At 70.9% G+C, this 22,291-nt stretch carries 17 protein-coding genes and 1 pseudogene; 7 read left to right on the top strand and 11 right to left on the bottom strand.

What is annotated here, in order from left to right; translation table 11 throughout:
* Window positions 1-36: 36 nt before the first annotated feature.
* A complete protein-coding gene (locus AB0D18_RS12145; RefSeq protein WP_362415958.1) occupies window positions 37-633 on the bottom strand; it encodes a maleylpyruvate isomerase family mycothiol-dependent enzyme in 597 nt (198 codons plus the stop codon).
* 310 nt (window positions 634-943) lie between these two features.
* On the bottom strand, window positions 944-1,936 hold the full coding sequence (locus AB0D18_RS12140; protein WP_362415684.1) for a hypothetical protein: 993 nt from the start codon (window positions 1,934-1,936) through the stop codon (window positions 944-946).
* Between the two features lie 248 nt (window positions 1,937-2,184).
* On the opposite strand from AB0D18_RS12140, the gene AB0D18_RS12135 reads away from it, so the two are divergent.
* Window positions 2,185-3,549, top strand: a complete 1,365-nt coding sequence (locus AB0D18_RS12135) for an FAD-dependent oxidoreductase (protein ID WP_362415682.1) — start codon at window positions 2,185-2,187, stop codon at window positions 3,547-3,549.
* Between the two features lie 257 nt (window positions 3,550-3,806).
* Here the strand turns inward: AB0D18_RS12135 and AB0D18_RS12130 are convergent, their stop codons facing one another.
* From AB0D18_RS12130 to AB0D18_RS12110, 5 genes are all read right to left on the bottom strand, one after another.
* A complete protein-coding gene (locus AB0D18_RS12130) occupies window positions 3,807-4,862 on the bottom strand; it encodes a YncE family protein (RefSeq protein WP_362415680.1) in 1,056 nt (351 codons plus the stop codon).
* Window positions 4,863-5,019: 157 nt separating this feature from the next.
* Window positions 5,020-8,526 carry a M28 family peptidase gene (locus AB0D18_RS12125; protein ID WP_362415678.1) on the bottom strand — a complete coding sequence of 1,169 codons (3,507 nt, stop codon included), beginning with the start codon at window positions 8,524-8,526 and terminating at the stop codon, window positions 5,020-5,022.
* 205 nt (window positions 8,527-8,731) lie between these two features.
* The gene (locus AB0D18_RS12120; protein WP_362415676.1) at window positions 8,732-9,856 is read right to left on the bottom strand and encodes an alpha/beta hydrolase; all 1,125 of its coding nucleotides are present in this window, start codon (window positions 9,854-9,856) and stop codon (window positions 8,732-8,734) included.
* A 189-nt stretch (window positions 9,857-10,045) separates the two neighbouring features.
* Window positions 10,046-10,741, bottom strand: a complete 696-nt coding sequence (locus AB0D18_RS12115) for an HAD family phosphatase (protein WP_362415674.1) — start codon at window positions 10,739-10,741, stop codon at window positions 10,046-10,048.
* Between the two features lie 23 nt (window positions 10,742-10,764).
* Window positions 10,765-11,244 carry an Lrp/AsnC family transcriptional regulator gene (locus tag AB0D18_RS12110; RefSeq protein ID WP_362415956.1) on the bottom strand — a complete coding sequence of 160 codons (480 nt, stop codon included), beginning with the start codon at window positions 11,242-11,244 and terminating at the stop codon, window positions 10,765-10,767.
* A gap of 437 nt (window positions 11,245-11,681) precedes the next feature.
* Between AB0D18_RS12110 and AB0D18_RS12105 the strand changes: the two genes are divergently transcribed.
* Window positions 11,682-12,329, top strand: coding sequence for a hypothetical protein (locus AB0D18_RS12105; protein ID WP_362415672.1), 648 nt, complete (start codon window positions 11,682-11,684; stop codon window positions 12,327-12,329).
* A complete protein-coding gene (locus AB0D18_RS12100; protein ID WP_362415670.1) occupies window positions 12,319-12,948 on the top strand; it encodes a Fic family protein in 630 nt (209 codons plus the stop codon). The genes AB0D18_RS12105 and AB0D18_RS12100 overlap by 11 nt, the downstream gene beginning before the upstream one ends.
* Before the next feature lie 82 nt (window positions 12,949-13,030).
* Here AB0D18_RS12100 and AB0D18_RS12095 read toward each other — a convergent pair whose 3' ends face one another.
* Entirely contained in the window at window positions 13,031-13,408 is a 378-nt protein-coding gene (locus AB0D18_RS12095) for an NUDIX domain-containing protein (protein ID WP_362415954.1), read from the bottom strand.
* 484 nt (window positions 13,409-13,892) lie between these two features.
* Between AB0D18_RS12095 and AB0D18_RS12090 the strand changes: the two genes are divergently transcribed.
* The 3 genes from AB0D18_RS12090 to AB0D18_RS12080 all read left to right on the top strand — a co-directional run bounded on the left by AB0D18_RS12090 (window position 13,893) and on the right by AB0D18_RS12080 (window position 18,617).
* Window positions 13,893-15,410, top strand: coding sequence for an FUSC family protein (locus tag AB0D18_RS12090; protein ID WP_362415669.1), 1,518 nt, complete (start codon window positions 13,893-13,895; stop codon window positions 15,408-15,410).
* A gap of 952 nt (window positions 15,411-16,362) precedes the next feature.
* Window positions 16,363-17,457: a nitric oxide synthase oxygenase gene (locus AB0D18_RS12085; RefSeq protein ID WP_362415952.1), complete on the top strand. Its 1,095-nt coding sequence runs from the start codon at window positions 16,363-16,365 to the stop codon at window positions 17,455-17,457.
* Between the two features lie 146 nt (window positions 17,458-17,603).
* On the top strand, window positions 17,604-18,617 hold the full coding sequence (locus tag AB0D18_RS12080) for a lactonase family protein (RefSeq protein WP_362415950.1): 1,014 nt from the start codon (window positions 17,604-17,606) through the stop codon (window positions 18,615-18,617).
* Between the two features lie 87 nt (window positions 18,618-18,704).
* On the opposite strand, the gene AB0D18_RS12075 is transcribed toward AB0D18_RS12080, so the two are convergent.
* The 3 genes and pseudogenes from AB0D18_RS12075 to AB0D18_RS12065 form a co-directional block, all read right to left on the bottom strand.
* Entirely contained in the window at window positions 18,705-19,625 is a 921-nt protein-coding gene (locus tag AB0D18_RS12075) for a hypothetical protein (RefSeq protein ID WP_362415667.1), read from the bottom strand.
* A gap of 115 nt (window positions 19,626-19,740) precedes the next feature.
* Entirely contained in the window at window positions 19,741-20,781 is a 1,041-nt protein-coding gene (locus AB0D18_RS12070) for a BadF/BadG/BcrA/BcrD ATPase family protein (protein WP_362415665.1), read from the bottom strand.
* A gap of 2 nt (window positions 20,782-20,783) precedes the next feature.
* Window positions 20,784-21,248 (bottom strand): annotated as a pseudogene (locus AB0D18_RS12065) (uracil-DNA glycosylase); the annotation flags it as partial.
* Between the two features lie 222 nt (window positions 21,249-21,470).
* Here AB0D18_RS12065 and AB0D18_RS12060 point away from each other — a divergent pair.
* Complete coding sequence (locus AB0D18_RS12060; protein WP_362415663.1) at window positions 21,471-22,148, top strand: uracil-DNA glycosylase; 678 nt, start codon at window positions 21,471-21,473, stop codon at window positions 22,146-22,148.
* The last annotated feature ends 143 nt before the right edge of the window (window positions 22,149-22,291 follow it).

Here is a 22,291-nt window from a genome sequence, read left to right as displayed (position 1 = left end):
CTGGAGTCGGGGGAGCCGTCGGTGTACGTGGGTTTCCTACCGGGTGAGGGGGACTCCTGGTCCGGCGACCTCGTCCGGTGAGATCCGGCGCCCGGAGACAGTCAGGAGGAGTGCGAGCGCGGTTCCCCTGACCTCCGGGCCCCGGCCGATCGACAGGTCGGTGTCCGTTGCCGAGAGCCGGACTCGGGACACCAGTTCCTTGGCTCCGCCGAAGGACGCCGGGGTACGCGTCTGCAGGCGGAGCGCCCGGACGACGGCCTCCTGCGGATAGGAGCGGGAGAGGCCCAGGGGCCGGCGGATGTCCTCACCGTGCACGATCTCCTCGACGAGTCGGCTGTCGAGCGGAGCCGGAGGCGTCGACCTGCGCGATGCCACCCGGCGAAGCCGCTCCAGGGTCTCCTGCGGCGAGGCAGCACGCTCCCGTGCCACTCCGCGCGCGTTCTGACGGTCGAAGTCGAACCGGGCCCGGACCATGCCGGACACGAAACCGAGGCGTGTCGTGCGCGCGGTGTCGACCAGGTGGGCGGCCACGTCGTGCACGGTCCATCCGTCACAGAGCGACGGTGTGTTCCACTGCTCGTCACCGAGTGGCGCGAGGTCCTGGATCAGCGCCGTACGTTCCGCGTGCACCATCGACCAGACGTCGTCGTTGTTCACAGCCGCTCCTTCGCTTGATCACGGTCTCTGCAAGGAGGACCTGCCGCAAGCCGGGAACTCATCGTTCGACGCCGGTTCTCATGTCCGTGCACGGGCGCCGTGGTCCCCGAGGGTGCCGGAGCCGTCCACCTCGGCGACGGTCAGCCTGTCGCCGAGCGCGGCGCGGCAGGCTGCGACGTACCCGGGGCGTACGAAAGGCGAGCCGGCCGACGGCCGGGGCGTACGAAAGGCGATCCGGCCGACGCGGTCCGGGGCCGTGCGGGACGGGTACGTGCCGTTCCCCAGGTCAGTGCCCGTGGCCCGGCGCCTCTTCCTGCTCCGGCCGGTCGGCGGGCGTGGTCGTGCTCCCGGCCGCTGTGCCCTGGCCCGCCCGGACCGTGAACGCGGCCGTGCGGACCTTGCCGTCGTGCTGGAAGTCCAGGAAGAGGCGGTACGTTCCGGGGCTCGGTGCGGTGGCGGAGAAGGAGACCCCGGGGCCGGGCTTCGTGGTGCCGTCGCCGGGTTCGCCGCCTGGGTGGACGTGCAGGTAGGCGAGGTCGCCGGAGCGCAGGGCGACGAGGTGGCCGTACGCGCCGAGGTAGGGCTGGAGGTCGGTGACGGGCTTGCCGTTCTTGGCGACACTCAGCCCGAGTTCGCTGCTCTTGCCCGGCTTCAGACCGCCGGCCAGGGTCACTTCGTAACCGTCGACCCGGGCGGTGCGGGCGGGGGCGGGCAGGACGGCGGGGTTGTAGGTGCCCGAGACGGCCAGATCGGCGCCGAGGGTGAGCGCCTCGGCGCCCTTCTTCGCGGGCTTGAAGTCGGCGAACGCCCGGTAGCCGCCCGCCGCCGGCAGATCGGCGGTCGTGCTCCAGGTGCCGTCGGCGGCCCGGGTCGGGTGCAGGTGCCGGTAGACGGTCAGATCGCGCGAGGCGACGATGAAGTGCAGCTCCTTCTCGTGCTCGCGCTGGTACGCGGTGACCTTGCGGCCGTTTTCGTCGAGGACGGAGAAGCTGAGCCGGGTACGTTCGCCCGCGGTGACCCGCGGAGTGTCGAGGGCGAGGGTGTAGCCGCCTTCGGAGATCTGCAGGCCACCGGCGGCGGGGCCTGCTCCGCCGCCGGTGGCCCCGTGACCGCCGTCCGCCGCCTCGTGCCCGCCGCCGTCCGCGGGATCGTCGTGCTGCGGGGCCCGTGCCGCAGGCCGCTCGTCCGCCCCGCCGACCGCCGTGCCCACCCCGTAGGCCGCGCCGAACGTCGCGGCGACGGCTCCGGCGAAGGCTGTGATCTTGAGTCCTGTGTTCATGACGCTCCCCTGAAGACACGAGCCGCTTGCGGGGCGGCGGCTGCTCTATGAACTTCACCATACCCCTAGGGGGTATCCAGTCAAGAGAGTTCGGCCACCAGGGAATGGAGAGGAAAGGCTTTCGCGTTCCTTTGGGATGCCATAAGCCAGCCTTATGGGGTCATAGACCGGACCCGGCTACTGACTTAGGTTTGCCTTAGTTTAGGCTTCGCGGTGATTCGCTTGCCCCCCTCGAAGGGAACCTGAACATGCCTCGCCCCCTGCGGGTAGCAATAGTCGGAGCCGGCCCCGCCGGGATCTACGCTGCCGACGCACTGCTGAAATCCGCCGTGGCGGCCGAGCCCGGAGTCTCCATCGACCTCTTCGAGCGGATGCCCGCCCCGTTCGGCCTGATCCGTTACGGCGTGGCCCCCGACCACCCGCGGATCAAGGGCATCATCACGGCCCTCCACCAGGTGCTCGACAAGCCGCAGATCCGGCTCTTCGGCAACGTCGACTACCCGGGCGACATCAGCCTGGACGACCTGCACTCCTTCTACGACGCGGTGATCTTCTCCACCGGCGCGACGGCCGACCGGGCGCTGGACATCCCGGGCATCGACCTCGACGGCTCGTACGGTGCGGCGGACTTCGTCTCCTGGTACGACGGCCACCCCGACGTACCGCGCACCTGGCCCCTGGAGGCCGAGAAGGTCGCCGTCCTCGGCGTCGGCAACGTGGCCCTCGACGTCGCGCGCATCCTCGCCAAGACCGCCGAGGAGCTGCTGCCGACCGAGATCCCGCCGAACGTCCACGAGGGCCTCAAGGCCAACAAGGCCCTGGAGGTCCACGTCTTCGGCCGCCGCGGCCCCGCGCAGGCCAAATTCAGCCCGATGGAGCTGCGCGAGCTCGACCACTCGCCGAACATCGAGGTCATCGTCGACCCCGAGGACATCGACTACGACGAGGGCTCGATCGCCACCCGGCGCGGCAACAAGCAGGCCGACATGGTCGCCAAGACCCTGGAGAACTGGGCGATCCGCGACATCGGTGACCGCCCGCACAAGCTGTTCCTGCACTTCTTCGAGTCCCCGGTGGAGATCCTCGGCGAGGACGGCAGGGTCGTCGCACTGCGCACCGAGCGCACCGCCCTCGACGGCACCGGCAACGTCAAGGGCACCGGAGAGTTCAAGGACTGGGACCTCGGGGCCGTCTACCGCGCCGTCGGCTACCTCTCCGACGAGCTGCCCAAGCTGCCCTGGGACGTCGAGTCGGGCACCGTTCCCGACGAGGGCGGCCGGGTCGTCGAGGAGTCCGGCGAGCACCTGCGGTCGACGTACGTGACCGGGTGGATCCGGCGCGGTCCGGTCGGCCTGATCGGCCACACCAAGGGCGACGCCAACGAGACGGTCTCCCACCTCCTGGACGACTTCGCCCATGGCCGCCTGCACGAGCCCACTTCGCCCGCCCCGGCGGACGTGGACGCCTTCCTCGCCGAGCGGAACGTCCGCTTCACCACCTGGGAGGGCTGGTACAAGCTGGACGCCGCGGAGAAGGCGCTCGGCGAACCGCAGGGCCGCGCCCGCGTGAAGCTCGTCGAGCGCGAGGACATGCTGGGCGCCAGCGGCGCCTGAGCGCTCCGCCGGCTGCGCTGCGCGGTGCCGTTCCGTTGCTCGTCTGCGGCGCCGTCGTGGCTAGTCGCGCAGTTCCCCGCGCCCTTGTGGGGCCCGCCACTGGGCCCGACACGCGAGTGCGTGTCGGGCCCAGTGGCATGTGTGCCGTACGGAAGCCGGGACATGAGCCGGAGCGGGGAGGCCGGGGCCACGGCCCCGGCTCCCGTACAGCAGGTTCAGCAGGTTCGGCAGGTTCAGCAGGTTCGGCCGCCGGTGGCTCAGCGGCCGATGCGGATCCGGTGCGCCTGGTCCTGGCGCTCGGCGCCGACGGCGGACTTGTCCACCACGTACGCGGTGCCGCGCGCCACCGTGATGTGGTTCGGGTTGGCGCCGGTGGCCACGGTCTCGACGACCGCACCCTTGCGCGGGTCGACGACCGTGACGTTGCCGGCCGTACGGTTGGCCACCAGCACGCGCCCCGTGCGGGTGTCCGTGGCGACGGACAGCGCGCCGGCCCCGGTCGGGACGGTCTTCGTGACGGCGCCCTTGCGGACGTCGATGACCGAGAGGGTGCCCGTGGCCTGGTCGGCCGTGTAGGCGGTGCGGCCGTCCGCGGAGAGCGAGACGGAGATCGGGCCGTCACCGGCCGGGATGAAGCGCGGCTCCTCGGCGTACGGGGAGACCTCGACGATGCGGTCGCCGCCCAGGTCGGCGGCGTAGACGGTGCCGGTGCGCTCGTTCACGGCGAGACCGGTGGGCTGGGTGCCCGCGACGGTGACGCGCTTCTTCTCCTTGAACGTACGGCTGTCGAAGGCCACCAGCGTGCCGTCGCCGAAGCCGCTCGCCCACACGGTGTCGCGCCGCTCGTCGACGACGATCTCGCGGGCGTGGTTGACGCCCGGCAGGCTCGCCAGGTGCTTGCCGTCGCGCTGGCTGTAGACGGACACCGAGTTGTTGCGGGTGTTGGTCGTCCAGACGGTGTTGTGCTCGTCGTCCACGGCGACGCCGTACACGGCCTCCACGGCGCCCGTGGCGGCGTCGGTGACCGGCGGGGTGTACGTGGCCCGCACCTTCAGCGAGGTCGGATCGACCTTCAGCAGCGAGGACTTGGTGACCGGCGGGCGGCCCACGGCGGCGGTCGCCCACAGGACGTGGTTCCGCTCGGAGTACGAGGACTGGTAGAGGCCCGCGGTGAGCTGGGCGGAGGTGACGGTCGAACCGGCGGCGGGCTTGCCCTGCGCGGACGCCGTGCCGGTCAGCGCGAGGGAGCAGCCCGCGGCGAGGGCGACGGTGGTGGCGGCGGTGCGACGGAAGCGGCGGGTGAGGGTGGTCATGCCGAGTCAGACTCCGATACGTCAAGTGCCTCCGGGTGGGAGGCGGACAGGAGTTAACTTAGCTTAGGCTTGCCTAAGTGAAAAGCGGCCCCCCTCCCGGCTGCGAAGCCGGGAGGGAAACCGCTCGGGCGAGACGCCGGGCCGGTGTCAGTTCAGGTCAGTTCACCTGCACCGTCACGTCGTCCACCACGTACGACGTCTGGAGGGACTGGTCCTCCGTGCCGTTGAACTTCAGCGTGACGGTCTGACCCGCGAACTGCGCGAGGTCATATGTCTTCTGCGTGTAGCCGGAGTTGGCGTCCAGGTTGGAGAGGGTCTCCAGCGTCTGGTTGCCGACCTGCACGGTGAAGCGGTCGTACACGACGTTCTCGTTCTCGTCCGTGTCGATGTGGAGGAAGAAGGAGAGCTTGTACGAGGCGCAGCCCGCCGGGATCGTCAGCGTCTGGGCGGCGCTGTCGGTGTGGGTGGAGCCCCAGCCGTTCAGCCACGCCTTGTAGCTGCCGCCGTGCGGCGGCTGGCCCGCCTGGGTGGTGATGACGCCCTCGGACGCCGTCCAGCCGGAATTCCCGCTCTCGAACCCGCCGTTGGTGACGAGCTGGCGCGGCGTGCAGCCGGTGCCGCCGCCGACGGTCAGCGTGTACGTGGTGCTGTGGGAGGCCGTACCGGTGCCCGTGACGGTCAGGGTGTACGTACCCGCAGCCGTGCTTGCGCCGACCTGCACGGACAGCGTCGAGGAGCTGCCGGACTGGACCGAGGTCGGGCTGAGGGTGGCGGTCACGCCCGCGGGGGCGCCGGAGACCGTCAGCGCGACCTGCTGCGGACTGCCGCTCACCGTCTGGGTGTTGACCGTCGCGGTGGTGGAGCCGCCCGGGTTGGCGCTGCCGGCGGCCGGGCTGACACCGATCGAGAAGTCCTGCGTCGGAGTACCGGTGCCGACCGACGTCTTCCAGATGCCGTATGCGACACCGTCGGCGCTGCGGTCCAGGACCGTGGCGTTGATGTTGTTCGTGGTGTCGCAGGCGCTGTGGTAGCAGGAGTCGTACGCGGCGTTCGCGGTGCCGCCCCACTTCTGGGCCTGCGCGGCGGTCTTGCGGGCGCTCGCCCCGGCCGCGTAACCGGACGTCGGGATGCCGACCGCCTGGAAGGAGGCGTCGTCACTGCGGCCCTGGCCCTCGACGTTCTCCTCGGGGGCGAGGTTCAGCGAGGCCCAGTAGGCCTTCAGGGGTGCGGCGGTCGTGGAGTTGACGTTGTTGATGAAGTAGCCGGCGTTGGTCGAGCCGACCATGTCGAAGTTGTAGTAGCCCTTGACGGCCGCACGCTCTGTCGCGGTGAGCCGGTTGGCGTAGAACTCGGAGCCGTTGAGGCCCTGCTCCTCGTCCGTCCACCAGGCGAAGCGGACGTGCTTGGTCATCGTCGGGTTCTTCTGCGCGAGAACGAGCGCGTTCTCCAGGAGGGTCGCCGAGCCGGAGGCGTTGTCGTTGATGCCGGGGCCCGCGGAGACGCCGTCCAGGTGCGCGCCGAACATGACCGTCTGGTCGGCAGGGCCGCCCGGCCAGTCGGCGATCAGGTTGTTCGAGGGGTACGTGCAGGTGGTGCAGGTCTGCTCGGTCACCGTGTATCCGGCGGCCTGCAGCTTGCCCTTCACGTAGGCCAGGGACTGGGTGTAACCGGCGCTTCCCGCACGGCGGTTGCCGCCGTTCTGCGAGGCGATCGTGCCGAACTGGGCGAGGTGTGCGCGGACGTTGTCGACGCTGATGTTCGGCGGGTCGTCCGAGGGGACGGTGCCGCCGACGTTGAGCGCGTAGTCGACCGTGTGGGAGAGCGTGGTGCCCTGGCCCTTGACGGTGATCGTGGACGTGCCGGGCGCCGCGTTCGCGGTGGCGCTCAGCGTCAGCACGGAGGACTGGCCGGACTGCACGGTCGCCGGGTTGAAGGACGCGGTGACCCCGGCGGGCAGGCCGCTCGCGGTCAGCGCCACCGACTGGGCGGTGCCGGTGGTGGTGTTGGTGACCACCGACGTGGTGACTGAGGCGCCCTGCTGGACGGTGCCCGACGCCGGGTTCAGCGCCATCGAGAAGTCGCTGTTCTGGCCGTCCGGCGTGCAGGTCGGGTCGGCGCTCTGGGCGGGCACGCTGATCGCGTCCCATGCGGCCTTCGTCTTGTTGAACAGGTTGCAGGTCGCCAGGTCCAGGCTCTTGGCCGAATTCAGCGTCGCCGTGCGGTACTTCTTGTAGGACATGCTGCTGGTCTTGAGCAGCATCCCGCCGTAGAAGATCTTGCCCGCGTTCTGGATGCCGACGCCGGTCAGCGTGGACTGGTTGCAGGTGCTGGAGTTCGGCTTGCCGCCGCCAGGGTTGGTGCCCTCGGCGAGCAGGTAGAACCAGTGGTTCATCGGGCCCGCGGCGGCGTGCGTCTCGGTGCCGGGGATCGAGGAGCTGTAGCAGGCCGGGTCGTTGTTGACGGCGGGCGGGTTGTACATGTTCCGGATCGGTCCGCGGCCGACGAGGTTGATCATCTCGCCGACGGTGTAGTCCGGAGTGTCGTACGGAGCGGGCTCGTTGATGTACGCCTCGGTGAGCGCGCCGAAGATGTCACCGGTCGACTCGCCGAGCCCGGACTCCTGGCCGCCGGTGCCGCCGGGGGTGTTGGAGTCGATGGCGTGCCCGTACTCGTGGGCGACGACGTCGACGCCGGATATCCACTCGTTGGCGCTGTTGTGGCCGATGGTGACGGAGCTGCCGTCCCAGTACGCGTTCTGGTCGTTCAGCCCGACCTTGGCGGGGAAGGTGCGGCCGGTGCCGCTGACCCCGTTGCGGCCCAGCCACTGGCCGAGCATGTCCCACTGCTTCTGCGCGCCGAACATCAGGTCCACGCAGCCGGTCTCCTTGGAGGTGGGGTTGCCCGTGCCCCAGGAGTCCGTCGACTTCGAAAGAACCGTGCCCGTGCTGTAGTCCGCGCAGCTCAGCCCGGCGCGGTTCGGGTCGCGCAGGGAGTACGTGGAGCCGGACGCGGTGGTGCTGATCGTGAGCGGGTTGGGCCCGTTCCACTTGCTGTTGCCGGTGCCCGCGGCCACCTCGTCGTAACTGTCGACGACCTTGCCGGTCCGTGCGTCGACGAAGACGTGCAGCTTGCTCGGCGCCTTCGCCTGACGGCCCGTCAACACCGTTTCCCAGGCCAGGACCTGCTTGCCGTCCTTGATCTTGACGACCAGCCGGCTGTCGCCCGACCGGTCGGTCTTCGCCTGCTTGGTGCGCGAGACGGCCTTGGCACGCTCGGCGCTGACCGAGGGCCGGATCGCCACGTCGATGCGCGTCTGCGACGCCGACTGCAGGGCGCGTACGTTGCCCGCGCCGTCCGCGAGCACGACCGCGTCGCCGCCGACCACCGGAAGGCCCCGGTATCTTCGCTCGTACGCCACCGAGTACAGGTCCTTCACCCAGGGCGTGACCTGGCGTCTCTCGTACGTCTCCTGCGCGGCGTTGACCGCGGTGTCGAAGCCGCTGCGCACGGCCTGGTCGGCTGCGGCGATCGCACGCGCCGCGGACTTGGCCTTCGGGGTCGGCGGGGGCTGCTGCGCGGCGGACGCGGGACTCGCGAGCGTGCTCGCGAGTCCCGCGGTCAGCGCCAGCGCTGCCACGGTCGCCGTCAATCTGGTGGGCTGCAACGTCCACTCCGATCGTGGGTGGGGGTAGGAAGCTGTTCGTTGCCGCACGTGCAGATGTGTGCGTCGCTTACTCGTGCGTCACACGTGCTTCACACGTACGTCGCGAGTATGAGCGTGGACATGACGACTTGGGGCATCCCGGAAGGGCATACGACGGGCGTTATGGGTCCGGCGCCCGGTGCGCGTCCCGTCGGTTGAAATGCGCCTACGGCCGGTGAAAGCGCACCTCCGGGTAGAGCGCCGACGGTCCGTCGAGCAGCGGTGCGGGCCGTCCGCGCAGGTGGGTGTCGGCGAAGGCGGCGACGTACGCGCGGGTCAGGGCGGCCGCACGGTCGCCGTCGAGGTCCTGGAGCGGGAAGCCGAGCTGCTTGCCCAGTGAGGCCACGTCGGAGAACGAGAGGTGCTGCATTCCATCCACGCTCAACCAGCGCTTCCAGCCGGTGAGTTCGGGCCACGTCTCGTCCCAGGTGGGCTCGGCCCCGGGGGTGTGGTCCTGCTTGCCGAGCATCAGGTACGGGCGGTTCAGTGGGGTGTCGTTGACGAAGTGGAAGTTCCCGTCGATGTTCAGCCCGGCCCGGATGCGCGAATCGCCCAGCATGGCGGGGACCGTGCTGAAGCCGCCCGCCGAGTGCCCGGCCATCGCGATGCGGGAGCCGTCGATCCGTACGCCGCTGCGGAACTCGCCCCGTCTGCCGCAGAGTTGATCGAGCACGAAGGAGACGTCCTCGGCGCGTACGCCGCCGAGCTTCGGGAACTCGGTGTTCTTCGCCACGCTGGTGGTGGTGTGTCCGTCGGGGAAGGTGATGCCGTCGGCCTCGTAGTTGTGGCCGATGCCCGCGACGGCGTAACCCCGGCTCGCCAGCTCCTCGGCCAGTCCGGAGAGGGTCGCCCGGGGCATGCCGAAGCCGGGTGAGAGGACCACGAGGGGGAGCCCGTTGAGGGTGGGCACGGCCTGCGCGTCGACGGTGGCGTGCGTGGTGACCGTACTCAGGATCTGCGGCTCCAGGGGGTAGCCGATGGCCGTGATGTACGCCGTGGACTCGGCGGCGGCCATATACGGGGCGGGGGTGCCCGACGGGCGCTGCGCCGGATACCAGAGCGAGACCATCAACTCCCGTTTCCCGGCGGGCACCCAGGGGTCCTGGCGGCTCTCGTCCGTCAGGTGGAGCGTGGTCATTCCGATCGGGGCGGTGCCGGTCGGGCGAGGCAACTCCAGCCCCTGGGCCGCCATTTGGGTGGGCGCGCGGTCCGCCGAAGCGGTACCTGCGCCGAGTCCGGCGAAGACGGTCGCGGTCGCTGCGGCGCTGGTCAGGAAGGTGCGTCGGTTCATGAGGGGAACGTTACGAAGCGCGGGAGCCGGTGCCATCGACCCAAGGGTGTACGGGGGAGGGGCGATGCATCCCGGGGACTACATCCCCGGGGTGACCCCGCTCAATCCGGCGCAGTGTCTTGACAGTTGCGAGGGCGCGGATCGACCCTCTGAAACGCCTTCAGGCCGTCCGGCTGGGGATCCGAGAACTCAGAGCCCCAGCCAGACGTACGCCGCCTGCGCGGTGAAGTCGGCGTGCCCGCCCCGGAAGAGCAGATCGGCCGTGGAGAACGCCGGATCGCTCTCGCTTCCCCGTACGTACGGAATCGCCGCGCACCGCATCCCCGCCGCGAACGCCGCCGTCACTCCCGGCACCGTGTCCTCGAACACCGCGCAGTAGCCGGGCTCGGCCGCCAGCCGGGCAGCGGTCCGCAGGAAGATGTCCGGGGCGGGCTTGCCGTGCGCCACCTCGTCCGCGGAGACGACCACCGTGCCCGCCGCCTCGCCCAGGTACCCGTCGAGGCCCGTCCCCGCCAGCACCGCCTCGATGGCGGTCCGCGACGACCCGGACGCCACGGCCATCGGTACCCCCTCCGTGTGCAGCCGCTCCACCAGCTTCCGCATCTCCGGAAAGACCTCGGTCGAGGCACGGGCCAGCTCCAGGTACAGCCGGTTGTACTCGGCCAGCAACTCGTCGAGGTCCCCCGCGATCTGGTACCTCTCCCGCAGGATCTGCAGCGTCTCGCGCGTGCCGATCCCGACGAAGCGGGAGTTCTCCTCCCAGGTGAACTCCGGCACGCCGTGCGCCGCCAGGAGCCTGCGCCCCGCCTCGTAATAGTTCGGCTCGCTGTCCACCAGAGTGCCGTCGAGATCGAAGATGACCGAGAGGGGGCGCGGAGTGCTCATGGGCCCAGCATGAAGCATCGGAATCAGCGGGCTCTGGCGGCCCTCCCGATCGCCTCCACCAACGGCAGCAGCCGGTGCGGCACCCGCTCCCGCAACGCCACCTCCGTACGCGTCCTGACCACCCCCGGCACCTGGATCAGCCGCTGGATGACGTCCTCCAGGTGCCCGGCATCGCGTGCCACCACCCGGGTCATCAGGTCCCCGCCGCCCGTGATCGAGAACGCCTCGACGATCTCCGGCACCCCGGCGAGCGCGTCCCCGACCTCGTCCAGGTGCCCCTGCATGACCTCGACGTGCACGAACGCCAGCACCGGATGCCCCAGCGCGGCGGGGGAGAGGGCCGGCCCCGTGCCGGTGATCACCCCGTCCCGCTCCAGCCGGTCGAGCCGCGCCTGCAGGGTGCCCCGCGCGATGCCCAGGATCCGCGCGTACTCACGCACGCTCGTGCGCGGCTGCTCGATCAGCAACCGCAGAATCCGGGTGTCGAGCTCATCCACCGACATGTGGCACCACCATGGTCCGTTGGCCTCCTCGCGGCGCTGCGGCAGGTCCTGAAGCTGTGCCATTGGCGCGGTTGCCGCAGCATGATCGAAGCCACTGTCCCACTGAACGCCTTCTGTCGGCCACTGGTGAGGCGTCCGCCGGACAGCACATCGAGTACGGCGGTGCGCCTCGTCGACGGTGAACGAACTGTGAAAGAACCGGAGCCGGTGAACACGTGGGAATCTGACTTGGCGGTACCTAGAAGACGCACGCCAAACACCTGACCAAGGCGATCGACAGACGCTGAGCCTGAGCGTGATGGCGGCAGGAGACGCAGGCCGGTGGTCATGTAATTGGGGTGACAGGTCTCGACCCGGTCGGCATGATCGGTCAGTTGTTCCGTCATGTCTGACTTCGGGGGTACACCACGTCCATCCACCGCGAACAAGCCCGGGACTTGCCGTGGTCCGCCGCTGACCCCGGCCGGCACGCCTTCGACTGGGACGAGGATGAGGCGGCGCAGCTGACGGCGCTGATCATGCCGATGGTGCCTCCCATCGGTGCCGAGCAGATGGCGGGCTTTCGATTCATCGACGAGGTCACCGTGTTCCTGGTGTCCCGTTACGGCCGGTGGGCCTGCGGATGGGATCACTCGACCCATTTCGGTGGGCCCGTCGAGGCATGGTGCTGCGATGCGCACTCGGTCGGGGAGGCGGAGGAGACCGCCGAACGCGTCGTGACCTGTCTGCTGGAGTGGCGTGACTGGCTGGAGGACATGGCCGAGCGGTTCGAGCAACTCGCACCGCTTCCCTGCGCGGACGCCGAGGACCGCAGCTGGCATCTGGAACGCGCGGTGACCCGCCTGGTCACCGCGGTCGTCAACAGCACCCACGCCGAGTCGTCCTGGTACGGGATCTGCGAGACGACGCTGACCTGGTTCCTCACCTCCACCGGCCTGGGACAGAAAGAGGCCCAGAAAGCGGTGGAAGCCGCGATCGGCGGCCGGTTCAAGAGCCACGTCGCACCCGCCCCGACCCTGGTCGACACGGTGGGAGAGGACCTGGCGATCCGCCTGACCGGCCAGGGTTTCTACCGTGAGCGATGACTCGCTGGCCGTGTGGTGCAAGGTCAGGGAGCAGGTCGACTGGTCCTCGGCCGCGAGCGTGGGCCTGGCCCCGGTACGCCCGGTCGTGGACGGACTCGCCGCCTGGTTCGACGGTCCGGTCCGCCGCCGCGACCCGGACCGCGCTGGCCGACTGCTTGCCGCGATGACCCTGTACCGCGCCGCGGCCTCACGGGGAGAACCGCTCACCCCGGCCCTGCTCACCGGCTGGCAGCAACTGGTCCTCGGTGTGAACGAGGTGCGTCTGCGTCAGAGCGACGCCTTCGCCAAAGATGGCCGGGAACGATATGGGCTGACGCCCCACACTTGGCAGGACTTCGCCGCCTGCCTGTACCAGAGCGCCGACCCGTCGGTTCCTCTGCCCGCCCGCGCGGCCAGAGCGTACCTGGACATCGCCTTCTTCCACCCCTACCCGGACGGCAACGCCCGGCTGGCACTACTGGTCCTCGCCCACGTCCTGGAAACGGAAGGAGTACGCCTGGATGAAGTGGGGCCGCTGCAGACCACCCGCTACGCGGATGACCCGGACGGCGCCCTCGACCTGGCGGCCCTGGTCGCCGTGCTGATCCGCGCCACCCACCGTCGGGCAACCGCGCGGTGAGAAAAGGCCCCCGCTGAAGCGAACGGGCGAGCACGTCCGGCAGTACGCGGCCGAGCACTTACCCGTGTACGCCGACACAAGGTCAGGAACGCGTGGTCCGGAACGCCAAATACCGACTGAAGACTTCGCGGCTGTCGGGGGTGAAGCGCCACTCCCGCAGGGCCGACCGCAGCTCCGGCTCGATCAGCCAGTCATGCCAGGCAACCTCATCGGGATCGGGGACCACGGCGTCCGCCACCACGGCTTCGTGCACGCCGAGCCAGTGAGGGCTCAGGCCGCTGCGGTTGATGAACGTGAACAGCAGGCGCGGCAACGCACGAATACCCAGCTCTTCGGCCAGCTCCCTCGCAGCGGCCTGTTCATAGGACTCGCCGACATTTGCGGCACCCCCGACCTCGACCTTCTCTGAGCCCGCAGAGGCTGACCCAGGAGAACCAGAACTGGGAGGCCGGAGATGGATGACCACAGTTGTCGACCTGTCGCGCTCAGGCTCAACCACCCACAACACTGTCGGTGACAACCAGCCTGCCTATGTGACAACCATCGTGCTTCGGCTCACGACATCATCGACCTCCACCCCGGCCGCGATGGTCCCCCGCCGTGAGTGACGTCCTGCTGGTACGGCGCACCAGAGCGAGATCGATCTCCAGTGCGGTTGTACCGACGAGAAGGATCACACCGACCTGGCCGACTGCATCCAGCAGATGAACCTGGGGTCCGTCCAACCGCAGTGTGTGGTGCTGCTCGTAGGGGCACGTTCCCGGCGGACTGGGTCGCTGGTACCCATTCGGTAGTCGTTGTCTGCGTCTGGCTGTGCCAATGGCACAGTCTGAACGGGTCAAGTTGAGCCAAGGGGTGTCCTGATGTTGAAATGACCGAGTCGATGGCGCTGCGGATCTCGCGGCGCCATTTCTGTGCGGGAGAACATTTCGGGAGGCCAGGGAGTGGCAACGGCGTTGAAGAAGGTGTTCGTGGCACCGGACCCGGGCAGGGTGCGGCTGCGCAGCGGGCTCCGGGCCGTTCTGGGCATTGGGCTGGCCGTGTCCCTCTCGGGGCTGGTCGGTCATTCGCTGGTCGCGGCGATCACCGCAGGGCTTGCCGCGCTGCTCGCGCTCTTCACGGTTGCCGACTCCACCGTCCGGAAACAGGCCGTCACGACCGCGCTGCTTCCGGTCGTCGGGTTCCCGGTCCTGGCACTGGCGACTTCGCTGCACGACCATTCCCTGCTGCGGGACGCGGCGTTCCTCGCCGTGGTGGGTGCGGGGGTGTACGCCAGGAAGTGGGGGCCGCGGGGGCACGCCCTGGGGATCTTTGCGTTCATGGCCTTCTTCATGACGCAGTTCCTGCATGCCGTGCCGGCACAGCTGCCCGAGCTGTACGCAGCCGTTGCCCTCGCGCTGGTCGCTTCCTCGACGGTGCGTTTCGGCTTCTGGTGCTACGAGAGGCGCATGGAGCCGCCAGTGCTTCCGGTCGCGGCACCGGGGCGGCGTCTGTCCCGGGTGACCACCCGGCAGGCGATTCAGGCGACGGCGGCCTCGGCGTTCGCCCTGGGGGTGGGCCAGTACCTCTCCGAGGACCGCTGGTACTGGGCCGTTGGCACCGTCTGGTGGATCTTCGTCAACACCGCCTCGCGCGGCGAGACCCTCGTACGCGGCTTCCGCCGGGTGGCGGGCACCCTCACGGGCATCTCCCTCGGCCTGATCGTGGCGGTGGAACTGGACGGCGCCCCCGTCCCCACCGCGATCCTGGTGGCGGTCTGCGTCTTCGGGATCTTCTACACCGCCGCCGTTTCGTACACGTGGATGATGCTGGCGGTGACCCTGATGGCTGGCCTGCTCTACGGACTCCTGGGTGTCCTGGACCACGGCCTGCTCGTACTGCGCCTCGCCGAGACGGCTGCGGGTGCCGCCGGGGTGGTACTCGCGGTGCTGTTCGTGCTGCCCATCACCACCCACTCGACCACCAACGCCTGGATCCATCGCGCCGTGCAGTGCGTGCACACCTGTACGGCCGAGGCCGCGGCCCGGCTCGCGGGAAAGCCGGACGCGAACCCCGCCCTGAGCGTGGCGGAACTGGAACTCCTGCTGGGACGTGTCCGGCTCTCGCTCGCCCCGCTCGTACACCCCCTGAGCCCGCTGCGGGGGCGCAAGGCCCGCGCGCGCCAGGTGCTCGCCCTGCTCGACGACTGTGTCCGGGAGGTGCGCGCGCTCGCAGGGATCGCCGCCGACCAGGAGGCGTCCCACGACGCACGCCTCACCGCGGCCTGCTGGCGGGTGGAGAGGGCGGTCGAGGCGCTCGTCAACCCCGATCATGTGGAGGCGGGGACGGAGGCCGCTCCCGGTGTGGAGCACGCCGCCGGCGCGCCGGCACTCGGCCACCTGCATGCCATCGAGCACGCGCTGGCGCAGCTGGCCGCACCCCTCAGCGGGCAACCGCGCGCTTCCTCCGCGGGCAATTGCTGAGCGCTTCAGGTGGTGAGGGGCGCTCGTTGAGCTCGACGCGCCCCTGCGCACTTCTCCGCGCTCCCCTTTGGCCGGTGCCCAACCGGCTGATCGGCGTACATCGGGGGTAAACCCGGCGGCATCATGCGGAGGGACGCTCCGGCGGGACGGAATTCCGGGGCGTGAATCTTCGATGCCTGGGGATGCGAGCAGGATGCGCGATGACCTTGAGCGAGCCGCTGGACCGATACCGGGGCCGATGCCCGGGCCGATGCCGGGGCCGATGTCCGGGCCGGCACCTGGCCCGATAGCCGGACTGATCCCCGGCCCGGAGCGTGGAACGGCGGACCGCGGGTCGGCTTCTGGATCGGTCAGGGGGCCGGCCCCGGGGTCAGCCCCCGGGGCAGATGGTGGGCCTGAACCGGACCGGCCCGAACCGGCGGGCCCCCTCGCGTGGTTCGGGCCCCCCGTGGCAGGCTCCACGACAGCGAGCGGCCCGGCAGCGGGCGAGGTTCCGGCGCACGCTGGTCCTGTACGTCCCACAGGTTCCCCCGGATGGTTCGGCCGGCCCGGCCAGGCCGGGACCGCCGCCCCCGTCCCGGCTGTCCCTGCCGGGGCCTTCGATCCGGGCCAGGCTGTCCCGACCGGCCGGCCAGGGGCCCCCGTCCCGGGCCCGACCGGCCCGACCGGGCTCCTCGCCCCCGTCCCGGCCGACCCCGATGGCGTCGCCGTCCCGGGCATCCCCGAGCAGCACGACCGCACAGGCGGCACTCCTCCCACAGGCGGCACTCCTCCCACAGGCGCCGCCCACACTCCCGCTCCCGCCCCGGTGCAGCACGACCGGGCCGCCCCGGTCGTCGACTCCGCCGCCCGGTGCCCGATCGCTCATGGCGGCGGGCCTCCGCCGGACCTCCCGGCCGGTCCGACCGCCGGACAGCCCGACAACCGTGCGTACGCCACCGACCTCCCCGCCCTGCACCGCCTCGCCGAGGACTTCGTCCGTCTCCACCACCGCGAGATGCCCGCACACGGCGACCCCGGGCCCCGGCTCGCCGCCGTGCACGCGGAGATCGACGCCACCGGCACGTACCGCCACACCCCCGGCGAACTCGCCTTCGGCGCCCGCGTCGCCTGGCGCAACAGCAACCGCTGCATCGGCCGCCTCTATTGGAACTCCCTCCGCGTCCGCGACCGCCGGCACATCAGCGACGCCGACACCGTCGCCCGCGAGTGCGCCGACCACCTCCGCGAGGCGGGCAACGGCGGCCGGATCCGCCCCCTGATCACCGTCTTCGCCCCCGACACCCCGGCCCGCCCCGGCCCCCGCATCTGGAACGAACAGCTGGTCAGGTACGCCGGTTACACCGCCGCCGGCGGCGCCGTCGTCGGCGACCCGCGCAACACCGGCCTCACCGAACTCGCCGTGCGGCTCGGGTGGCGCGGCGGTCCCGGCAGCCCCTTCGACGTACTGCCGCTGATCGTGCAGGGCAGCGACGACAAGCCGCAGCTGTACGAGCTGCCCGCCGACGCCGTACTCGAAGTGCCGCTCCAGCACCCGGAGGACACGTGGGCCGAGGAGTGGGGACTGCGCTGGCACGCGGTCCCCGCGATCTCCCACATGTGCCTGGAGATCGGCGGCATCTGCTACCCCTGCGCGCCCTTCAACGGCTGGTACATGGGCACGGAGATCGGCGCCCGCGACCTCGCCGACGCCGACCGCTACAACCTGCTGCCACCGGTCGCGGAGCGCCTCGGACTCGACGTCACCACCGACCGTTCGCTGTGGAAGGACCGGGCGCTGGTCGAGCTCAACCGGGCCGTCCTGCACTCCTTCGACCGCGCGGGCATCACCATCACCGACCATCACACCGAGTCGGAACGTTTCCTCACCCACCTCGACCGGGAGGACGCCAAGGGCCGGGAGGTGGGCGCCGACTGGTCGTGGATCGTGCCGCCGATGTCGGGTGCCGCGACGCCGGTCTTCCACCGGACGTACGACAACACCGAGCTCACACCGCTGTTCACGCACCACGACGACGCGCTCGTACGAGCCAGAGGGGTGGTCTAGACCGTCCTGCTACCGTCGGCCCCGGCACACACGAACTCGCGGAAAGGGGCTGCACGGTGAGCAGCAGCACGGCATCGGGAGCACACCCGGAGAACCCCCGGCAGGCCCCTCCCGGGCAGGCCCGCCCCGAGCAGGCCCGCGCCTTCATCGGCTCTTTCACCTCCGCGGGCGGGCGCGGTCTCGTCACCGCCGCGGTGGACCCGGCGACGGGAGCGCTCACCGTGCTCGGCGCGACCGACGCCGTCGCCGACCCGTCATACCTGGCCCTCGCGCCCGGCGGGCAGTTCCTGTACGCGGTGAGCGAGACCGACAGGGGTGCGGCCGCCGCGTTCGACACAGCCGACGCGCTGCCCCGCCCGCTGGGGGAGCCGGTGCCGGTCGGAGGCGGCTCGCCCACCCACCTCACACTCGTCGGCGGCCACCTGGTCGCCGCGAACTACGGTTCCGGCAGCGTCACCGTCCTGCCGCTGCGCGCCGACGGCACCCCCGACCAGCCGTCCTGCGTCCTGCACCACCACGGCAGCGGCCCCGACGAGAGCCGACAGGAGGGCCCCCACGCCCACCAGGTGCTGCCGGACCCGACCGGCCGCTGGGTGCTGAGCGTCGACCTCGGCACCGACTCGGTGCGGGTCTGCGCGCTCGCCGCGGACACCGGCACCCTGAGCGTGCGCGCCGAGGTCGCGCTGCGGCCCGGCACCGGCCCGCGCCACCTGGCCTTCCACCCGGCGGGCACGTACGCGTACATCGTCAACGAGCTGATGCCGACCCTCACCGTCTGCCGCTGGAAAGCGGCCACAGGCGCCCTCACGCCGCTCTCGGAGGTCTCCCTGCTCCCGGACCCGCCCGAGGGCCCCAGCTACGCGTCAGAGGTCGTCGTCGCCCCCGACGGGCGCTTCCTGTGGGTCGCCAACCGCGGCCACGACAGTATTTCCGTGTTCGCCCTCTCCGACGGCGGCGCGCGCCCCGAACTGCGCACCACGGTGCCGTGCGGCGGCCACTGGCCGCGCGACCTGGCCCTGGACCCGGCCGGCCGGCGCCTGTACGCGGCCAACGAGCGCTCCGGGGACGTCACCTGGTTCGACATCGACCCGGAGACCGGGGTTCCGCAGCGGGCGGGCTCGGTCGAGGCGCCGGCGGCGTCCTGCGTGGTCTTCGGCTGACGCACGTCGTTTCCGTAGGCACGAGAAGGGCCCGCACCCCCTGCGACCGGGTGCGGGCCCTTCTCGTACCTACGTGTGCGCGGCCCGTCAGTGGACCTGCGCCGTCTGCTGCGGCGTGATGCCCAGCGCCGTCGCGTACTGCCCCAGCACCAGCTTGCCGATCGCCGGGTACGCGCCGAGAGGCTCGGCGAACGCGCAGCCCGCCTCCTTCGCGGCCGTCTCCAGCAGGTCGCCCGCCACCTCCGGGCCGATCAGGTACGGCGCGAGCGCCAGGTTCGCGGATCCCGAACCGCGGAGCTGCTCGGCGATCGAGGCGATCGAGCCCTCCTCGTCGAGCGCGGCGGCCATCACCGGCACCGCGAGGCGCGCGGCCAGCAGCATGCCGGTGATCCCGGCCGCCTGCACGGCCTCCTCGCCGCCGACCGTGGCCAGCACGATGCCGTCGGCCGCCGTGGCGACCGTGAACAGCCGGGCGCGGTCCGCGCGCGACAGACCGGCCTCCGAGAGCCGTACGTGCAGGGCTTCTGCGAGCAGCGGGTGCGGGCCGAGGACGTCGGTCAGCTCGGCGGCCGCGTGGCTGTCCACGAGTGCCTGCCGTATGCGGCGCATCGTGGAGGCCTCGGGCCCGGCCAGCAGCGGCACGACGACGGCGACGGGGCCCTCGGGCGCCGAAACCTCGCGGCCGACGGCCAGGGCCAGCTCGTAGCGGGAAGTGCGCTCGGCGGCCGCGTGCGCGAGCACGGCGTCCAGCGTCGGGTACTCGCCCTGGTCGTCACCGTCGAGGTAACCGATGCGGGCGTCGAGGCCCGGCAGCTCGGAACGGGCGATGCTCAGAAGTTCTTCCGCCAGGCTGCGCGTGGCGGTGGACGGCTCGCCGGGAACGGCGAGAACAAGTGCGGGCGCGCCCTCGGGAGCCGCTACGGGCTCCGGACGGCGATGGCGTCCGGACTGGCGGGGGCGCGGCATTCGTACAGGCAGGCCGGAAGCGGGCCCAGTGGGGGAGCTCATGGCGCCGCATGCTACTGGCTTTGCGGGTGCGGCCGTTCGGGGAGGGTGCATTCGAGCGGTATCTGTCCCGTTTTATCCGGTGCATGACGGTGAATGACGGTGAATGCGCGGCAAATCAACGGGATCGATGTCCCGATACGTGAAACATGTGCGGATCGTACGGAAATGCCAGGGTGTCGGTCGCGAGCGCCGTGGCAATTTCCAGCGCCCCGTCGAGCGGATCCCCCGCCGCGGGTACGAATCGGACGTGCGGCAGCTCCTTCGCGATCTCTTCGCGCAGCGGTACGAGGAGGGGCTCGCCCAGCTTCAGCAGTCCGCCGGTGAGCGCCACCTCTGCGACCTCGGCCACCTCTGCCGCCTCGCAGGCCGGGGGTGCCCCGTTCGCGCCGTCCGGCCGCGGGCACACCGCGGCCGCCGTGTCCGCGATGTGCCGGGCGGCCTCCCGCAGGATGCCCTCCGCCACCGGGTCCCGCGGCGCGCACGCGGCCACCTCAGGGGCGAACGAGGCGAGCACGGCGGGTCGGTCGGTACGCGGGTACAGTCGCCCCGGCAGCCCCGCCGCGGGCCCGAACACGGCCTCAAGGCGCCCGAGCAGGGCGGCCGATCCGCCGCGCCGCCCGTCGTGGGCGCGCATCGCCGCCTCGAGACCGGCCCGGCCGATCCACGCCCCGCCGCCGCAGTCGCCCAGCAGATGCCCCCAGCCGTCGGCCCGCCGCCACCCGCGCAGGTCCGTGCCCAGGGCGATCAGACCGGTGCCCGCGGCGACCACGGCCCCCGGCCGCTGCCCGAGGGCCCCGGCGTACGCGGTGACCCCGTCGGCGGCGAGCGCCACCCTCCGTACACCGAACTCCCTGGCCAGCAACCCGGGCAGCTCGGCCCGCAGCCCGTCCCCGAGCGTGGCCATCCCGGCGGCGCCGACACACACCGCCACCGGCTCGCCGCCGTCGACCCCGGCCAGCAACCGCCGGGCAGCCGGGACCAGTTGGGCGGCCAGATGAGCGGTGTCGATCCCCCCGGGCCCCGTGCGCACCGGTTCGCGGGACACCACAGGGGGTGTCACCGGTGTGCGAGTGCCGACCCGGGCGAGGGCGAACCGCACGCCCGAACCACCGGAGTCGACCCCGAGGACGTACCCGCTCCCGCCGTGGCCGTCCATGGTTACGGAAGCTGCCAGTCCACCGGTGCCGCGCCCTGCTGGACCAGCAGTTCATTGGTCCGGCTGAACGGGCGCGAGCCAAAGAACCCCCGGTCCGCCGACCTCGGCGAGGGGTGCACCGACTCCACGCAGGGCACGGTGCCGAGCAGCCGTCGCAGGCTGCGGGCGTTACTGCCCCACAACACCGCCACCAGCGGCTTCTCGCGCGCCGCCAGAGCCTGGATGGCCTGCTCGGTGACCTGCTCCCAGCCCTTGCCCTGGTGGGCGTTGGGCTTGCGCGGCGCGGTGGTGAGTGCCCTGTTGAGCAGCAGCACCCCCTGCTTCGTCCACGGGGTGAGGTCCCCGTTGGAGGGGCGGGGATGACCGAGATCGGTGTGCATCTCCCAGAAGATGTTGTCCAGGCTGGGCGGCACCGGCTGCACGTCGGGTGCGACCGAGAAGCTCAGTCCCACCGCGTGTGCGGGAGTTCCAGGATCTCGGTTTTCCGGATGAGGGGCTGGCCAGGGACGATGACGATGAGTGAGTGGATCGACTACTGGTTGCATCGGGCTCCCCTCCTTCCTTCCGAGCGGCTGCGAGATCTCCTCGAACAGTGTGATGATCTCGACGACGAGGAAGAATAGCGCCTCGGAGCGGCCCTGTTCGAGAGGTGCCTCTCCTCTCCCGCAGCCGAGTAGAAGTGACTGATCATGGCACCACGACCTTTGCACGAGCTTATCGAGCCCGGGTGGGCGAAAGCTCTCGAACCCGTGGCTGAACGCGTCGCCGCCATGGGGGACTTCCTTCGGGCCGAGATCGCGGCCGGGCGGACGTACCTGCCGGCCGGCGCGCACGTGCTCCGCGCTTTTCAGCAGCCCTTCGACGAGGTACGGGTCCTGATCGTCGGCCAGGACCCGTACCCCACGCCGGGCATGGCCATCGGGCTCAGCTTCGCCGTCGCGCCCGAGGTGCGGAACCTCCCGGGCAGCCTGGAGAACATCTACCGGGAACTGCACACCGACATCGGCGCCCCGAGGCCTTCCAACGGTGACCTCACTCCATGGACGCAGCAGGGTGTGCTGCTGCTCAACAGGGCGCTCACCACGGCGCCGCGCAAGCCTGGTGCGCATCGGGGCAAGGGCTGGGAGGAGATCACGGAGCAGGCGATCCGGGCGCTGGCGGCGCGGGGCAAGCCGTTGGTGGCGGTGTTGTGGGGCAGTGATGCGCGCAGGCTCCGGCCGCTGCTGGGTGACGTGCCGTGCGTGGAGTCGGTGCATCCGTCGCCGATGTCGGCGGACCGTGGGTTCTTCGGCTCGCGGCCGTTCAGCCGTGCCAACGAGCTCCTTGCCGGCCAGGGGGTGCAGCCGGTGGACTGGCGACTGCCCTAGAGCAGGGTGCGGCTTGGAGTGCGGCGGGCCAGTCACGCCCCTTGTATGAAGACGGCCAGCTCGCGGCACTCGTCAAGGCCGACGACCTGGGTACGTACGTCACGAAGTCCTCAGGTAAGTAGGGCTGACCTGGGCTTCTAACG

Origin of the sequence: Streptomyces sp. NPDC048442, from assembly GCF_040651475.1 — a bacterium.
In the GTDB taxonomy this organism is placed as follows: domain Bacteria; phylum Actinomycetota; class Actinomycetes; order Streptomycetales; family Streptomycetaceae; genus Streptomyces.
This window is presented reverse-complemented; position numbering and strand designations above follow the sequence as displayed.